12 protein-coding genes, 2 tRNA genes and 3 pseudogenes are annotated in these 15,271 nt (G+C 47.9%); 15 read left to right on the forward strand and 2 right to left on the reverse strand.

The features are described from left to right. Nucleotides 1–16: 16 nt before the first annotated feature. Nucleotides 17–1,426: a serine-type D-Ala-D-Ala carboxypeptidase gene (gene dacB, locus CS022_RS07255; RefSeq protein WP_129121736.1), complete on the reverse strand. Its 1,410-nt coding sequence runs from the start codon at nt 1,424–1,426 to the stop codon at nt 17–19. 305 nt (nt 1,427–1,731) lie between these two features. On the opposite strand from dacB, the gene greA reads away from it, so the two are divergent. Next, on the forward strand, nt 1,732–2,205 hold the full coding sequence (gene greA, locus CS022_RS07260) for a transcription elongation factor GreA (RefSeq protein WP_201746235.1): 474 nt from the start codon (nt 1,732–1,734) through the stop codon (nt 2,203–2,205). A gap of 73 nt (nt 2,206–2,278) precedes the next feature. On the opposite strand, the pseudogene yhbY reads toward greA, so the two are convergent. Then, nucleotides 2,279–2,574, reverse strand: a pseudogene (yhbY, locus tag CS022_RS07265) (ribosome assembly RNA-binding protein YhbY). Nucleotides 2,575–2,705: 131 nt separating this feature from the next. Between yhbY and rlmE the strand changes: the two are divergent. The 14 genes and pseudogenes from rlmE to rpsO all read left to right on the forward strand — a co-directional run bounded on the left by rlmE (nt 2,706) and on the right by rpsO (nt 15,053). Further along, the gene (gene rlmE, locus CS022_RS07270) at nt 2,706–3,335 is read left to right on the forward strand and encodes a 23S rRNA (uridine(2552)-2'-O)-methyltransferase RlmE (RefSeq protein ID WP_129121737.1); all 630 of its coding nucleotides are present in this window, start codon (nt 2,706–2,708) and stop codon (nt 3,333–3,335) included. A 50-nt stretch (nt 3,336–3,385) separates the two neighbouring features. Beyond that, complete coding sequence (ftsH, locus tag CS022_RS07275; protein WP_129121791.1) at nt 3,386–5,347, forward strand: ATP-dependent zinc metalloprotease FtsH; 1,962 nt, start codon at nt 3,386–3,388, stop codon at nt 5,345–5,347. A gap of 74 nt (nt 5,348–5,421) precedes the next feature. Next, entirely contained in the window at nt 5,422–6,255 is an 834-nt protein-coding gene (gene folP, locus CS022_RS07280; protein ID WP_129121738.1) for a dihydropteroate synthase, read from the forward strand. Between the two features lie 13 nt (nt 6,256–6,268). Beyond that, nucleotides 6,269–6,906: pseudogene (locus CS022_RS26080) on the forward strand (hypothetical protein). A 32-nt stretch (nt 6,907–6,938) separates the two neighbouring features. Beyond that, nucleotides 6,939–7,604 (forward strand): phosphohexomutase domain-containing protein, encoded by a 666-nt coding sequence (locus CS022_RS26085; protein ID WP_235869312.1) that lies wholly within the window; start codon nt 6,939–6,941, stop codon nt 7,602–7,604. A gap of 202 nt (nt 7,605–7,806) precedes the next feature. After that, nucleotides 7,807–8,148, forward strand: a complete 342-nt coding sequence (gene secG, locus CS022_RS07290; RefSeq protein WP_129121739.1) for a preprotein translocase subunit SecG — start codon at nt 7,807–7,809, stop codon at nt 8,146–8,148. Nucleotides 8,149–8,155: 7 nt separating this feature from the next. Further along, nucleotides 8,156–8,242, forward strand: a tRNA-Leu gene (locus CS022_RS07295). A 75-nt stretch (nt 8,243–8,317) separates the two neighbouring features. Next, a tRNA-Met gene (locus CS022_RS07300) sits at nt 8,318–8,394 on the forward strand. Between the two features lie 173 nt (nt 8,395–8,567). Further along, entirely contained in the window at nt 8,568–9,023 is a 456-nt protein-coding gene (gene rimP / locus CS022_RS07305) for a ribosome maturation factor RimP (RefSeq protein ID WP_129121740.1), read from the forward strand. Nucleotides 9,024–9,044: 21 nt separating this feature from the next. Continuing rightward, nucleotides 9,045–10,532, forward strand: a complete 1,488-nt coding sequence (gene nusA, locus CS022_RS07310) for a transcription termination factor NusA (RefSeq protein ID WP_129121741.1) — start codon at nt 9,045–9,047, stop codon at nt 10,530–10,532. A 20-nt stretch (nt 10,533–10,552) separates the two neighbouring features. Next, nucleotides 10,553–13,236 (forward strand): annotated as a pseudogene (gene infB, locus CS022_RS07315) (translation initiation factor IF-2). A gap of 85 nt (nt 13,237–13,321) precedes the next feature. Then, complete coding sequence (gene rbfA / locus CS022_RS07320; RefSeq protein WP_129121742.1) at nt 13,322–13,708, forward strand: 30S ribosome-binding factor RbfA; 387 nt, start codon at nt 13,322–13,324, stop codon at nt 13,706–13,708. Next, nucleotides 13,708–14,658, forward strand: coding sequence for a tRNA pseudouridine(55) synthase TruB (gene truB, locus CS022_RS07325; RefSeq protein WP_129121743.1), 951 nt, complete (start codon nt 13,708–13,710; stop codon nt 14,656–14,658). The genes rbfA and truB overlap by 1 nt, the downstream gene beginning before the upstream one ends. Nucleotides 14,659–14,783: 125 nt before the next feature. Beyond that, the gene (rpsO, locus tag CS022_RS07330) at nt 14,784–15,053 is read left to right on the forward strand and encodes a 30S ribosomal protein S15 (protein ID WP_129121744.1); all 270 of its coding nucleotides are present in this window, start codon (nt 14,784–14,786) and stop codon (nt 15,051–15,053) included. Nucleotides 15,054–15,271: the final 218 nt, after the last annotated feature.

Here is a 15,271-nt window from a genome sequence, read left to right on the forward strand (position 1 = left end):
AACCCGCCTAAATGAGTTATCGCGTTAGTTCTGATTTAAACAGTGCATGATATAAAGCGTATTCAAATTGAGATATTGGACTCGCGCCACGGGGTGTCGGTTTTTCGCTTTCAGGTAAGTGGTAGTTCGCAACAAGCTGAGCAACCAACAACGGCTTGCCACTTTCAGTCTCAATCAAACCTGCAAGGTTATAGCTACCAAACAATGTGCCTGTTTTGGCGCGGAGTTTTCCTTTTATCGGATATTTTCTGACGCTTTGTCGATACCGAAGCGTGCCGTCAATACCTGCGACAGGCAGCATATCCAATATCCCCAGCTCTGGGTGGCGATATATGTAACTTAGAACAGCAATAAGCTGCTCTGCCGTCATCCGGTTATTTCTCGATAGTCCAGAGCCATCAACCAGCACAGCGGTTTTTAAGTCAATGCCCGTCTTTTCCAACAATGTCTCTTTAACTGCCGCCACGCCGTTTTGGAAAGTGCCCGCGACTTGATAGGTTTTCCTACCGAGGGTTTTTAATAAGTTATCAGCAATCAGGTTATCGGAGCGCTTGAGCATTTTATTGAGCAGAGTATTTCGGGTGACAGAGTGGTGACTCGCAATCAACTGACTTCGATAAACAGGCTTACCGACTCTAATAGTCCCGAGCAATTTAATACCTGTTTCCCTCAATAACGCATTCAGAACACTTTTAACGTAATGCGTCGGGTCTTGTAGCGCGAATTTCAGTGGTAACGGGTCTTTTCTCGGAGGAAGACAACCGCTGAGGTGATAGCGGTTATGCTCATAGGTATAAAGTTCCAGTTCGCAGTGCGTTCGTTTTTGCTCATTTCGCGAAACAGTTCTTGCGTCAGTAGTCACTGTGACTGGCTGATGCTCTGGTACAAAAGTTCGTGTTGTCCCTTTACGACTGTCGGTATATATAGAACCTTGAAAGCAATTATGTTCCAGAACGACAGCACTAGAGGGGGCGCTGTAGCAGACACCCAGAATGTCCCATGGCCAGCCAATGGCTCTTTCGTAGCCGGAAAATGCGGTGTTATCTATCCATAAATCACCTTTTATCACCCGAATTCCCTTCTGGCGAGCTTGCTGGAGTAACCCTTTGAGATCGCTTCGGGTAAGTGTTGGATCTCCTGAGAAATGGATGACAAGATTATCCTGTGCGACCGTAAGCTGAGTAGTGAATCGAAAATGCTCAGGCAAAGTGAGTGTCACAGCAAGTGCAGTAACGAGCTTTTGGGTGCTTGCAGGTGGTAAGAGCTTATTAGCTGAAAAAGTGTGGCGAGTCTGATTGGTTGATGGATCAACAACCGACAGCGCCAGTTGGTGCCCCTCAGGCAGTAGTGCGTTGATGGTAGGCAGACTGACGGCGTAACTGGAAAAGCTTACGCAGAGAAGAAGCGAAAGAATCAGGGGTCTCATAGCGATACTCAAATAACAGGCTCGCTATTAAGGGTACAAAAGAATTTCTGAATAAGTGTCTCAATTCACCTGATGTTTGAACCTTATCATCTATTGTCGCAACAAGAGTAAATGAACCTCAGCCCTGATTTACGTATCGTTGATCTCATGTCATACCGTGTCTAAAAATTGATAGATGATTTGCTGGCTGATCTTGTTTACACTGTCTGGTCTACATTGATTTATATGTCTGCGCTCAACTTAGGTTGGGCGCGGCTTTGTTTTTGCCGAAGCTATATGCTTTGGGTAACGAGGTATTGTTATTCATGGATAAAGTACCAATGACTGTTCGTGGTGAGCAGCAACTGCGGGAAGAGTTGGAGCGTTTGTTAAAGCGTCGCCCTGTGATCACTCAGGCTATCGGAGAAGCCCGTGAGCTTGGTGATTTGAAAGAGAACGCAGAGTATCACGCTGCTCGTGAAGAGCAGGGGATCTGTGAAGCACAGATTAGAGATATCGAGTACAAATTGTCAGTCGCTCAAGTCATCGACGTGGCAAAACTGCCGAACAACGGCAAAGTCATTTTTGGTGCGACAGTGACCTTGATAGACGCGGAAACAGACGCTGAAGTGACTTACCAAATCGTTGGTGATGACGAGGCCGACATCAAACAAAACCTAATCTCTGTAAATTCACCGATAGCTCGTGGTTTGATCGGTAAAGAAGAAGGTGATGAAGTCGCGATCACTACACCGGGCGGTTTAAAAGAGTTTGAAATCGACAGTGTTGAATACGCTTGAGTCTGCGAGTTAACAAAAATTGTTAGCAAATGTTGCGGATGAAACAAGAAAAGGCCGCTGATGCGGCCTTAACTTATTTACGCGGCAGTTCGATTTTGCGCTCTTCGCTCTGGCGGTATAGAACCAGTGTTTTACCGATGACCTGAACTTTCTCAGCTTTTGTCTCACGAACAATCGCGTCGACAATCAGGTTCTTGGTGTCACGGTCTTCCGATGCAACCTTAACTTTGATCAGTTCATGGTGATTAAGAGCGAGTTCAATTTCAGCCAGAACGGCTTCTGTCAGGCCGTTGGCACCCATCAAACTACAGGTTTCAGTGAGTGAGCCAGTCCTTTGAGATGCTGCTTCTGTTTGGTGCTTAGATTCATATTGACTCGATTTTCTGCTTGCTAGGGGTTGAAAACGTGCCATTCTACCGCCATCTGTTATCAAACTGAACATGTATCATCCTAAACACTTCAAACCCATTGGCTGTGGCCGGGTTGGTTCAGGTTAAAATATGAGTAAAAAGAAACATTCAGCGAGCTCTGGCCGCTGGTTAAAAGAGCATTTTGATGATAAGTATGTCCTTGAAGCTCAGAAGAAAGGCTTTCGTTCCCGTGCTATTTTCAAGATTGAAGAGATTCAAGGGAAAGATAAGCTGTTAAAGCGGGGTATGACGGTCGTCGATCTCGGTGCTGCACCGGGTGGATGGTCGCAATATGCCGCAGAGCAAGTTGGTGATGATGGTCAGGTAATAGCCTGTGACATTCTACCGATGGACTCATTACCCGGCGTAAGCTTTCTTCAGGGCGATTTTCGTGAAGAAGCGGTACTTGACGCACTGCTAGAGCGCATTAAACCTGATATGGTTGATGTAGTGATGTCTGATATGGCGCCCAATATGAGCGGTAATCAGGCATCAGACCAACCTCGTGCTATGTATCTTGTTGAGCTCGCTCTTGATATGTGTCGTGAGGTGCTGGCACCGAATGGTGCGTTCGTGGTTAAAGTGTTCCAAGGAGAGGGCTTTGATCAGTATCTGGCTGAAGTCCGTAAGATGTTCAAAGCGGTTAAAATCCGGAAACCAGATTCCTCTCGTGCCCGTTCACGTGAGGTTTACATTGTGGCTACAGGTTACAAACTGTAGTACTCTACATTAATCTATATAGTTATCGCGGGGCTAACACCTTGAGTGACATGGCAAAAAACTTGATTTTGTGGTTGGTAATCGCCGTCGTACTGATGTCTGTTTTTCAGAACTTTGGTCCGAACGACGGTTCAAGCCGTCAAGTCGACTATACAACGTTCGTCCAAGAAGTCGGAGACGGTAGAATACAGGAAGTACAGTTCAACGATCGTGAGCTGAAGGTAACGCGCCGTGAAGGCACGAGCTACGTAACTTACATGCCTGTTTATCAAGATCCGAAACTTCTTGATGATTTGATCAACAAGAAAGTTCGCGTAAGAGGTACGCCTCCTGAAGAACCGAGCATTCTCGCATCCATCTTTATCTCTTGGTTCCCGATGTTACTTCTCATCGGTGTCTGGATCTTCTTCATGCGTCAAATGCAGGGCGGTGGTGGCAAGGGCGCGATGTCCTTTGGTAAGTCTAAAGCCCGCATGATGAGCGAGGAGCAGATTAAAACGACGTTTAACGACGTTGCTGGTGTTGAAGAAGCCAAAGAAGATGTCAAAGAGCTGGTTGATTACCTTCGTGACCCGAGCCGATTCCAGAAACTTGGTGGAAAAATCCCAACAGGCGTGTTGATGGTTGGTCCTCCTGGTACGGGTAAAACTTTGCTTGCAAAAGCGATTGCAGGTGAAGCTAAAGTGCCGTTTTTTACCATCTCAGGTTCTGATTTTGTTGAAATGTTCGTTGGTGTTGGTGCATCACGTGTGCGTGACATGTTCGAGCAAGCCAAGAAAGCTTCACCATGTATCATTTTCATCGATGAAATTGATGCAGTGGGTCGTCAGCGTGGCGCAGGTCTAGGTGGCGGTCACGATGAACGTGAGCAGACTCTCAACCAGATGCTGGTTGAGATGGATGGTTTTGAAGGCAACGAAGGCATTATAGTTATCGCTGCAACTAACCGCCCTGACGTGCTTGACCCTGCACTCCTTCGCCCGGGTCGTTTTGACCGTCAGGTCGTTGTTGGATTACCGGATGTCCGTGGTCGTGAGCAAATCATTAAGGTCCACATGCGTAAAGTTCCATTGGCTGGCGATGTTGAAGCATCCTTGATTGCCCGTGGTACGCCAGGTTTCTCTGGCGCAGACTTGGCTAACCTTGTTAACGAGGCTGCTCTGTTTGCTGCTCGTGGCAACAAGCGTGTGGTATCAATGGTCGAGTTTGAACTGGCTAAAGACAAAATCATGATGGGCGCAGAGCGCAAATCGATGGTGATGTCTCAAGAAACTAAAGAGTCAACGGCTTATCACGAAGCAGGTCACGCAATTGTTGGTCGTTTGGTACCAGAGCATGACCCAGTGTACAAGGTCTCGATTATTCCTCGTGGTCGTGCGCTTGGTGTAACGATGTACCTGCCAGAGCAAGACAGAGTCAGTATGTCTCGCCAGCACTTGGAGTCTATGATTTCAAGCCTTTATGGAGGCCGACTTGCTGAAGAGTTGATTTACGGTGCTGATAAAGTGTCGACAGGTGCGTCTAACGACATCGAGAGAGCGACAGATATTGCCCGTAAAATGGTGACTCAATGGGGCTTCTCTCAAAAACTCGGTCCTCTGCTTTACGCAGAAGATGAAGGTGAGGTGTTCCTTGGCCGTTCAGTAACTCAGACGAAACATGTGTCTGACGATACAGCGAAGCTGATCGATACTGAAATTCGTGAAATCATTGACCGTAACTATTTGCGTGCGAAACAGATCCTTGAAGATAACAAGGATATTATGCATACGATGAAAGACGCACTAATGAAGTACGAGACCATCGACGCTAAGCAAATCGACGACTTAATGGCACGCCGTGACGTTCGTGAGCCAGCAGGTTGGGAGAATGATTCAGACAGTTCTGATGACGCTCCAAAGTCACCTGAAGCGAAGTCCACGTCTGATTCGGATGCCAAAGCCTCAGACGAAAGCGGTACGGAAAATGGGAACAACAAACCCATTGACCCGGAAAATAAATCTGAAGCTTAAAAGAACAATAGTTTACAAAACCCCGGGGATTTCCTCGGGGTTTTTTATTTCTAATGAGGGATTGCATAAAGACAATGCTGCTGAAAAGTAAAAATAAATCGCTGGACCTAAGCACACCTCAAATCATGGGGATTTTAAATGTCACCCCAGATTCTTTTTCCGATGGTGGGCTACACAACACGTTAGATCACGCACTGTTTCATGCGGAAAGAATGCTATCTTCTGGTGCCTCCATTTTGGATGTTGGCGGGGAGTCGACCCGACCAGGCGCACCTGATGTCGCGCTTAATGAAGAGTTAGAGCGTGTTGTCCCGGTTGTGGAAGCCATCCGATCCCGCTTCGATTGCTGGATTTCTATTGACACCAGTAAAGCAGTTGTCATGCGAGAGGCTATTCAAGCTGGTGGCGATTTGATAAATGATGTTAGGGCGTTGCGAGAGCCCGGGGCTTTGGGTACTGCGGCTGAGGCAGACGTGCCAGTGTGTCTGATGCACATGCAAGGGCAACCAAGAACGATGCAAACTAATCCTACTTACTCTGATTTGACTGGAGATATTGTCACCTTCTTTGAAGAGCGTATTGCCGCGTGTGAAGAGGTAGGCATTTGCCGAAAAAACATTATTCTCGATCCTGGATTTGGATTTGGCAAAACATTGACACACAATTATCAGCTACTTGATAAGCTGGAAGTATTCCATCGATTAGGTCTACCTGTGCTTGCGGGGATGAGCCGTAAATCGATGATTTATAAATTGCTTGCAAAAACACCACAGGAAGTGCTGGCAGGAAGCTTAGCCTGTGCAACGATAGCAGCCCTCAAGGGGGCGCAAATTATTCGGGTACATGATGTGGAAGAAACCTGGGATGTGATTCATGTTGTACAACAGATAAAAAACACAACGCAGTAAGTTGGAGAATACAATGACAGAACGCAAATACTTCGGTACCGACGGTGTCCGAGGTAAAGTAGGCCAATTCCCAATCACACCTGACTTTATCATGAAGCTTGGCTGGGCCGCTGGCCGTGTACTGAGTAAGCAGGGCACGAAGAAGGTCCTGATCGGAAAAGACACTCGCATCTCTGGCTACATGCTCGAATCTGCGCTCGAAGCCGGATTATCAGCTGCGGGACTGCAGCTGCTTTTACCGGCCCAATGCCGACGCCCGCCGTGGCTTACTTGACACAAACTTTTCGTGCAGAAGCCGGCATTGTTATTTCGGCATCTCACAATCCTTACTATGACAATGGTATCAAGTTCTTCTCATGCGAAGGTACAAAATTACCGGATGACCTCGAGTTGGCAATTGAAGCAGAGCTGGAGAAACCGCTGACATGCGTCGAGTCAGCGCAATTGGGTAAAGCAACACGCATTGATGATGCGGCTGGCCGTTATATCGAATTTTGTAAAAGTACGTTCCCCTCAGAGATGAGCCTATCTGGTTTAAAGATTGTCATAGACTGCGCTCATGGTGCGACGTATCACATAGCACCATCGGTATTTTCTGAGCTTGGTGCTGATGTTGTTGCTATGGCCGTGAGCCAAATGGAACAAATATAAATGCTGAAGTCGGTGCAACCGACGTAAGGGCATTGCAGTCTCGCGTAGTAGAGGAGAAAGCTGACTTAGGTATCGCCTTTGATGGAGATGGCGATCGGGTGATCATGGTTGACGGTGAGGGTAACAAAGTTGACGGTGACCAGATTGCTTATATCATCGCGCGTGAAGCCCTGCGTCGAGGTGAGTTGAAAGGCGGTGTTGTTGGCACGCTGATGACAAACATGGGGATGGAAGTTGCACTCAAAAATCTGGGTATTCCATTTTCGCGTGCGAAAGTAGGCGATCGCTATGTTATGGAGCAATTGACAGAAAAAGGTTGGTCCATTGGTGCGGAGAACTCAGGACACGTGATCCTGTTGGACAAAGTCACTACAGGAGATGCGATTGTCGCTGCACTTCAGGTGCTATCGAGCGTTGTCGGAACGGGGATGAGCCTAGAGGCGCTATGGGAAGGCATGAGCATGTTCCCTCAAGTATTAGAAAACGTGCGTTTTTCTGGTGAATCCGACCCGCTACAGCACCCCTCTGTATTAGCTGCCAAAACTAGGGTAGAAGAGCAACTCGGTGATAACGGTCGCGTGTTATTACGCAAGTCAGGTACTGAGCCTCTAATTCGGGTTATGGTAGAAGGCGAAGATGCAAAAAAAGTACAGGCATTTGCGCTAGAAATTGCAGATGCAGTAAAAGTCAGCTGCTGATACAGGGCGAAAAAAGGCAGAGCAAGTGTGCATTTTGATTACAAGATGTGCAAACGAACGGAAAAGGCATGTTTTTTTGTATTTTTCTCTTGTCTACCCTGCCTCCTTTCGCTAGTATTCCTCCCGCTCCCAACGATTGGGGGATGCGCTGGTGAGGACTTAGAGCTTAGCTGGCTCAACAATTTGGAACATAGGTGGAAACATGTACGAAATTCTACTTGTGATTTATCTGTTGGCCGCAATTGGCGTTATTGGCCTAGTTCTGGTTCAACAAGGTAAAGGCGCAGATATGGGAGCCTCATTTGGGGCTGGGGCATCAAACACAGTGTTTGGCTCTGGCGGCTCTGGAAACTTTTTGACCCGAATGACAGCAGTTTTTGCAACAATATTTTTCATTCTTAGTTTGGTCTTGGGTAACCTTTCAACCCATAACACAAAAGCTGGGAGCGAGTGGGAAGACCTAAGTCAGCCTGCTTCGGTTGAGAAAGTGGATACTGCTACGGATGTTCCTGCTACTAACAATAGCGACATCCCGACAAACTAAAGTATTTGCCGAGGTGGTGGAATTGGTAGACACGCTATCTTGAGGGGGTAGTGCCTATCTAGGCGTGCGGGTTCAAGTCCCGCTCTCGGCACCAAAATTTTGCCTTAAATTGGCAACACCTTTTCTTGCAAATGCAAGCACGCTGGCGATATAATACTCGCCGCTCGGACGCGGGGTGGAGCAGTCTGGTAGCTCGTCGGGCTCATAACCCGAAGGTCGTTGGTTCAAATCCGGCCCCCGCAACCACTTTTCTGTAAATGTTAATTGAGACCGATGACATTTACGGGTCACACAAGCAAGTGTGGCATCAGGGTCCAGTTACATTAAACCCCGAATTTCGGGGTTTTTTGTTATCTGAAGCTGACCATTCGGATGGATAACTGGGCTTTTAGGCCCTTTTTTTATTTCTGGGGTTTGTAATGACAGGACTAGAAAAACAGCTGACCGAGTTGCTTGAAGCGCCGGTAAGTGCGTTGGACTATGAACTTGTTGGGCTTGAGTTTGTCCGTGCAGGACAGCACTCAACCCTTAGGATCTTTATTGATCACCCAAACGGTATAACGGTTGAAGACTGTGCCGAAGTAAGTCGTCAAGTGAGTGCAGTGATGGATGTAGAAGATCCGGTCACAGTAGCATACAATCTTGAAGTTTCTTCGCCAGGCTTGGAACGGCCACTCTTCAAAGCTGAACATTATCAGCAATTTATTGGCCAAGAAGTCAACATTGTACTAAAAATGGCAATGCAGAATCGCCGTAAATGGAAAGGTGAGATTCTTTCTGTTGATGGTGAAACCGTCAGTGTCAATGTTGATGGCAACGAAGAGACGTTCGTCCTTAGCAATATCGCCAAGGCCAACTTGGTTCCTTCATTTTAAGGCTAAATGAGGCATTAGTTCATGAACAAAGAAATCTTGGCTGTCGTAGAAGCGGTATCCAATGAAAAAGCTGTTCCCCGTGAGCGCATTTTTGAAGCGCTCGAAACGGCGCTTGCGACAGCAACAAAGAAAAAGTACGAGGCAGACATCGACGTACGTGTTGCTATCGATCGCAAAACCGGTGAGTTTGATACTTTCCGTCGCTGGGAAATCGTAGAAGAAGTAGCCTTACCGACCCGAGAAATTACGCTCGAAGCGGCGCAGTTTGAAGATGAAACCTTAGAACTGGGTCAGCATGTAGAAGACGATATTGAGTCGGTAACTTTTGACCGTATTACGACCCAGACAGCCAAGCAAGTCATTGTACAGAAAGTACGAGAAGCGGAGCGTGCCCAGGTCGTTGAGCAGTTCATGGATAACGAAGGTGAGTTAATCACTGGTGTGGTTAAAAAAGTTAACCGCGATGTCGTTATTATTGATCTGGGTAATAATGCTGAAGCGGCAATTCAGCGTGACGATCAGCTTCCTCGCGAAAACTTCCGCCCGGGTGACCGAGTGCGTGGTTTGCTATATGCTGTTCGCCCTGAAGCGCGTGGGTTCCAGTTGTTCATGACCCGCTCGAAGCCTGAAATGTTGATTGAATTATTCCGCATTGAAGTGCCAGAGATTGGCGAAGAAATGATTGAGATCATGGGTGCTGCCCGTGACCCCGGTTCTCGCGCAAAAATTGCAGTGAAAACCAATGACAAACGTATCGACCCTGTTGGTGCATGTGTAGGTATGCGTGGTGCCCGTGTTCAGGCTGTTTCAGGCGAGCTTGGTGGCGAGCGTATTGATATCGTGTTGTGGGATGACAATCCTGCTCAATTCGTAATCAATGCCATGGCACCTGCAGATGTTGCGTCTATCATCGTTGATGAAGACAGCCACACCATGGATATCGCTGTTGAAGCTGATAACCTGGCGCAGGCAATCGGTCGAAGCGGTCAAAACGTCCGTTTGGCTTCTCAACTAACGGGTTGGGAACTGAATGTGATGACAGTAGAAGATCTCCAGAAGAAGCACGAAGCAGAGGCAAATCAATCAATTGATTTGTTCGTTAAGCATCTGGATATCGAAGAAGATTTTGCAGAACTGCTGGTTAAAGAAGGTTTCGCCGCTTTGGAAGAAGTTGCGTATGTACCGACAAACGAGCTGCTCGAAATCGATGGCCTTGATGAAGACACAGTTGAAGAACTGCGTAACCGTGCCAAAGAAGCTCTGACCACAATCGCGCTGGCGAAAGAAGAGATTCTTGATGGTGCAGAGCCTGCTGAAGACCTATTGGGTCTGGAAGGACTGGAGCGCGAAATGGCGTTCCGTCTTGCAGCGAAAGGCATCAGCACACTGGAAGATCTGGCCGACCAAGGCACAGACGATCTTCTGGACATTGAGGGATTAAATGAAGTTAAAGCGGGTGAGCTTATCATGGCCGCGCGCAATATTTGCTGGTTCAGCGACGAAGCGTAACGCAGCAAAGGAGGAGCATAATGTCAGAGGTTACAGTTAAAGCACTGGCGAGTGAGATTGATACGTCAGTTGACCGCTTGCTGAAACAGTTCGAAGATGCCGGTATCACAAAAGCCGCAGATGACAACGTAAGCCAGGATGAGAAACAAACCTTGCTGTCTCACCTCAAGCGAGAGCACGGTGACGATGGCAGCGCTCCAACTCGTCTGACGTTACAACGCAAGAAGCGCAGTACTCTCAGCGTGTCAGGCGCTGGGGGTAAGAGTAAAGATGTTCAGGTAGAAGTGCGTAAAAAACGCACCTATGTAAAACGTAGTGACCTGGAAGAACAAAAAGTAGCAGAAGAAACTGCCCAGCGTGAGGCAGAAGAAGCTGCTCAGCGTGAAGCAGAAGAAATCGCAAAGCGTGAAGCGGAAGAAAAAGCGAAGCGCGAAGCAGAAGAGAAAGCCAAACGTGACGCCGAAGAGAAAGCGAAACGTGAAGCAGAAGAAAAAGCTCGTATTGAAGCAGAGAAAGCGCATCAGGCTGATGAATCCGATGAGGAAAAAGCCGAGCGTGAGGCTACTCAAGCTCAAGCGAAGAAAGAAGCTGATGAACTCAAGCGTCGCCAGGAAGAGGAAGCCAAGCGTAAAGCTGAAGAAGAAAGTCAGCGCCAGCTAGAAGAGGCACGCAAAATGGCAGAATTGAACCAAGAACGCTGGAGTGAGCAAGACTCCAAACTGAAAACAATGGAATCTGCGGATCACCATACTGTGACGTCACAGTATGCACGCGAAGCGGAAGATGAAGCCGATCGCAGCCAAGAAGCAGCGCCTCGTCGTCGTAAAAAGAAAAAAGCGGCAGGACAAGATTCAGATAACGGTAACAACCGTAATCGTCGCGGCAAAAAAGGCCGTATGGCTAAGCCTACGTCTATGCAGCATGGTTTCCAGAAGCCTGCACAGAAAGTGAATCGTGATGTAGAAATTGGCGAAACCGTCACTGTTGCTGAGCTGGCTAACAAAATGGCCGTGAAAGCCACTGAAGTCATCAAAGCAATGATGAAGATGGGTGCAATGGCGACCATTAACCAAGTGATTGATCAGGAAACTGCTCAACTGGTTGCGGAAGAAATGGGCCATAAAGTTGTTCTCCGTAAAGAGAATGAACTGGAAGAGGCAGTACTGTCAGATCGTGATGACAGCGCATCGAAAGAACCTCGTGCACCTGTTGTTACTATCATGGGTCACGTTGACCATGGTAAAACGTCTCTGCTTGACTATATCCGTAAAGCACACGTTGCGTCTGGCGAGGCTGGCGGTATTACCCAGCACATCGGTGCATACCACGTAGAAACTGACAACGGTATGATCACCTTCCTCGATACTCCTGGACACGCCGCATTTACCTCAATGCGTGCACGTGGTGCGAAAGCGACCGATATCGTTATTCTGGTTGTTGCTGCGGACGATGGCGTTATGCCACAGACTATCGAAGCGATTCAGCACGCGAAAGCAGCTGACGTACCTTTGATTGTTGCAGTAAACAAGATTGATAAAGAAGCAGCCAACCCAGATCAAGTGAAGAACGAGCTGGCTCAACACAATGTTATTCCTGAAGACTGGGGCGGCGAGAACATGTTTGTTCACGTTTCAGCGAAGCAAGGTATCAACATTGACGGCCTGCTTGAAGCTATCTTCTTCAGTCAGAAGTTCTGGAACTGGAAGCGGTCCGTGATGCAATGGGTCACGGTGTTGTTGTTGAATCTCGCCTTGATAAAGGTCGTGGTCCAGTTGCAACGGTACTGGTTCAGGAAGGTACGCTGAGAAAAGGCGACATCGTCCTTTGTGGTCTTGAGTATGGCCGTGTTCGTGCAATGCGCGATGAGAACGGTAAAGAGGTCGATTCTGCCGGACCTTCGATTCCTGTTGAGATTCTGGGTCTATCTGGTGTTCCTTCTGCAGGTGACGAAGCGACAGTTGTTCGTGACGAGCGTAAAGCGCGTGAAGTTGCTCTGTATCGTCAGGGTAAATTCCGTGACGTTAAACTAGCACGCCAGCAGAAAGCGAAACTGGAAAACATGTTCTCTAACATGGAAGAAGGTGAAGTCTCTGAGCTTAACATCGTACTTAAAGCTGACGTACAGGGCTCTGTGGAAGCAATCGCAGACTCGCTGGTTAAACTGTCTACTGACGAAGTTAAGGTTAAGATTGTCGGTTCAGGTGTCGGTGGTATCACTGAAACTGATGCAGTACTGGCTGCAGCATCGAATGCAATCCTGTGCGGCTTTAACGTCCGTGCAGACGCAGCAGCGCGTAAGACTATCGAAACTGAAAGCCTCGACCTGCGTTACTACTCTGTTATCTATGCCCTGATTGATGAAGTGAAACAAGCGATGAGCGGTATGCTTGCGCCTGAGTTCAAACAAGAGATCATGGGTCTGGCAGAAGTACGTGAAGTGTTTAAGTCTCCGAAGATTGGCTCAATCGCTGGTTGTATGGTGACGGAAGGCAGCATCAAGCGTAACAACCCTATCCGCGTTCTGCGTGATAACGTTGTTATCTACGAAGGTGAGCTTGAGTCACTGCGTCGCTTTAAAGACGACGTACAAGAAGTGACGAAAGGTTATGAGTGTGGTATCGGCGTTAAGAACTATAACGACGTCCGCGTTGGTGACCAGATCGAAGTTTACGAGACTGTTGAAATCAAGCGTACTATCGATTAATACCTGACTGTAACAGGTTGTTTATAAACACCATGAGGGGAAGTGCCAGGCGCTTTCCCTCATTCTTTATTGAAGAGAGAAGGTTATGGCAAAAGAATTCAGCCGTACTCAACGTGTCTCCCAGCAGATACAAAAAGAAGTTGCGTTAATCCTGCAACGTGAAATCAAAGACCCACGCATTGGTATGGTGACGGTATCAGGCGTTGAAGTCTCTCGCGATCTGGCTTATGCCAAAGTATTCGTGACCTTTCTGACCACTGGTGAGCAGACACCTGAAGGTGGTCTCGAAGCATTAAGAGAAGTTGCAGGCTATGTGCGTAGCTTACTGGGCAAAGCGATTCGTCTGCGTGTTACCCCAGAGATTAACTTCTTTTTTGACCAGTCGCTGACCGAAGGTATGCGTATTTCAAACCTGGTATCACAAGCTGTGAAATCAGATGAAGATCGTCGTGTTGATGGAGACGAGGACTGATGGGCCGCCGACCACGCCGCAGAGGACGTCCGGTCGATGGCGTCATCCTGCTCGACAAACCGACTGGTATTACTTCCAATGACGCCTTGCAGAAAGTGAAGCGTATCTATTTTGCTGAAAAAGCAGGCCATACGGGTGCGTTGGACCCGTTAGCGACAGGCATGTTACCTATCTGTTTCGGTGAAGCGACCAAGTTTTCGCAGTTCTTGCTGGATTCAGACAAGCGTTATCGTGTGGTAGCGAAGCTCGGCGAACGCACCAATACGTCTGATTCAGACGGTGAAGTCGTCGAAACTCGCCCAGTTGCAGTTGACCGCGGTCAGCTCGAACGTTGTATCGCGAAATTCCGTGGCGATACCATGCAAGTTCCTTCTATGTTCTCTGCGTTGAAATATCAGGGACGTCCGTTGTATGAATATGCCCGCGAAGGTATTGAAGTACCGCGTGAAGCACGAAAGATCACCGTCTATGAAATCGAACTGTTAGGTTTCAGCGGCGATGAAATTGAAATGGAAGTACATTGCTCAAAAGGCACTTACATTCGCACTATCGTCGATGATCTCGGTGAAATGTTAGGCTGCGGTGCGCATGTGACAGCACTTCGTCGCATTGGAGTATCCGGTTATCCTATCGAGAAGATGGTGACATTGGAGCAACTGGAAACTTTGCTAGAGCAAGCACGTGAGCAGGATATTCAACCTCGCGAACTGCTTGACCCTCTGCTACTGCCGCTTGATACAGCTGTTCAGGACCTTAACGAGGTCAATCTGTTGCCAGTCGTCTCCAACTACGTCATGCATGGTCAGGCGGTGCAAGCACCGAACGTACCAGACGAAGGTTTTGTCCGGATGACCGTGGGTGACGAGCGTACGTTTATTGGTGTAGCAGAAATTGATGCAGACGGCATGGTGGCTCCACGTCGTCTGGTGTCTGGTCAGCGTAACGGCTGATTGATAGGCGGCGAAATGGGTGTTGTCATCACTAACTAATCCCTGTAGAATTCGTCGCCTCGGGTGCTGGCTGAATCAGAGATTGGCTGGCACAAATATAAACCTTTTACATTTAGGAAAAGACAATGTCTCTGAATGCAGAAACTAAAGCAGCAATCGTTGCTGAATACGCGCAAGGCGAAAACGACACCGGTTCACCAGAAGTTCAAATCGCTCTGCTGACCGCTTCTATCAACCACCTGCAAGGCCACTTCGCCGAGCACAAAGGTGATCACCACAGCCGTCGCGGTCTGATGCGTATGGTTTGGCGTCGTCGTAAGCTTCTGGACTACTTGAAGCGTAAAAACGCTGATAGCTACCTGGATCTGCTTAAGCGCCTGGAGCTGCGTCGCTAATCTGTCGCCGCATTCCAGAAAGGAGCCTTTATGGCTCCTTTCTTCGTTTATAGGCCGGTCTTTTTCATCATGAATTCGACCGTCGCTACATCTTTCATTCGACTACTATTGTGTCTCTCTTTCTATACGAAATCCGACTGATAAATCTGACAAAATCCCGCATGAATACAAAGACTGTTGTTTGATTTATGCGCAACTTTATGATTTTGTTCTTCCGC

Source organism: Veronia nyctiphanis, from assembly GCF_004116385.1.
In the GTDB taxonomy this organism is placed as follows: domain Bacteria; phylum Pseudomonadota; class Gammaproteobacteria; order Enterobacterales; family Vibrionaceae; genus Veronia; species Veronia nyctiphanis.

Excerpts from the sequence above, each read along its gene's own strand:
- folP (WP_129121738.1), top strand. The coding sequence starts at position 5,422 with ATGCTGCTGAAAAGTAAAAATAAATCGCTGGACCTAAGCACACCTCAA.
- ftsH (WP_129121791.1), top strand. The coding sequence starts at position 3,386 with ATGGCAAAAAACTTGATTTTGTGGTTGGTAATCGCCGTCGTACTGATG.
- nusA (WP_129121741.1), top strand. The coding sequence starts at position 9,045 with ATGAACAAAGAAATCTTGGCTGTCGTAGAAGCGGTATCCAATGAAAAA.
- secG (WP_129121739.1), top strand. The coding sequence starts at position 7,807 with ATGTACGAAATTCTACTTGTGATTTATCTGTTGGCCGCAATTGGCGTT.
- greA (WP_201746235.1), top strand. The coding sequence starts at position 1,732 with ATGGATAAAGTACCAATGACTGTTCGTGGTGAGCAGCAACTGCGGGAA.
- rimP (WP_129121740.1), top strand. The coding sequence starts at position 8,568 with ATGACAGGACTAGAAAAACAGCTGACCGAGTTGCTTGAAGCGCCGGTA.
- rbfA (WP_129121742.1), top strand. The coding sequence starts at position 13,322 with ATGGCAAAAGAATTCAGCCGTACTCAACGTGTCTCCCAGCAGATACAA.
- dacB (WP_129121736.1), bottom strand. The coding sequence starts at position 1,426 with ATGAGACCCCTGATTCTTTCGCTTCTTCTCTGCGTAAGCTTTTCCAGT.
- rpsO (WP_129121744.1), top strand. The coding sequence starts at position 14,784 with ATGTCTCTGAATGCAGAAACTAAAGCAGCAATCGTTGCTGAATACGCG.
- rlmE (WP_129121737.1), top strand. The coding sequence starts at position 2,706 with ATGAGTAAAAAGAAACATTCAGCGAGCTCTGGCCGCTGGTTAAAAGAG.
- truB (WP_129121743.1), top strand. The coding sequence starts at position 13,708 with ATGGGCCGCCGACCACGCCGCAGAGGACGTCCGGTCGATGGCGTCATC.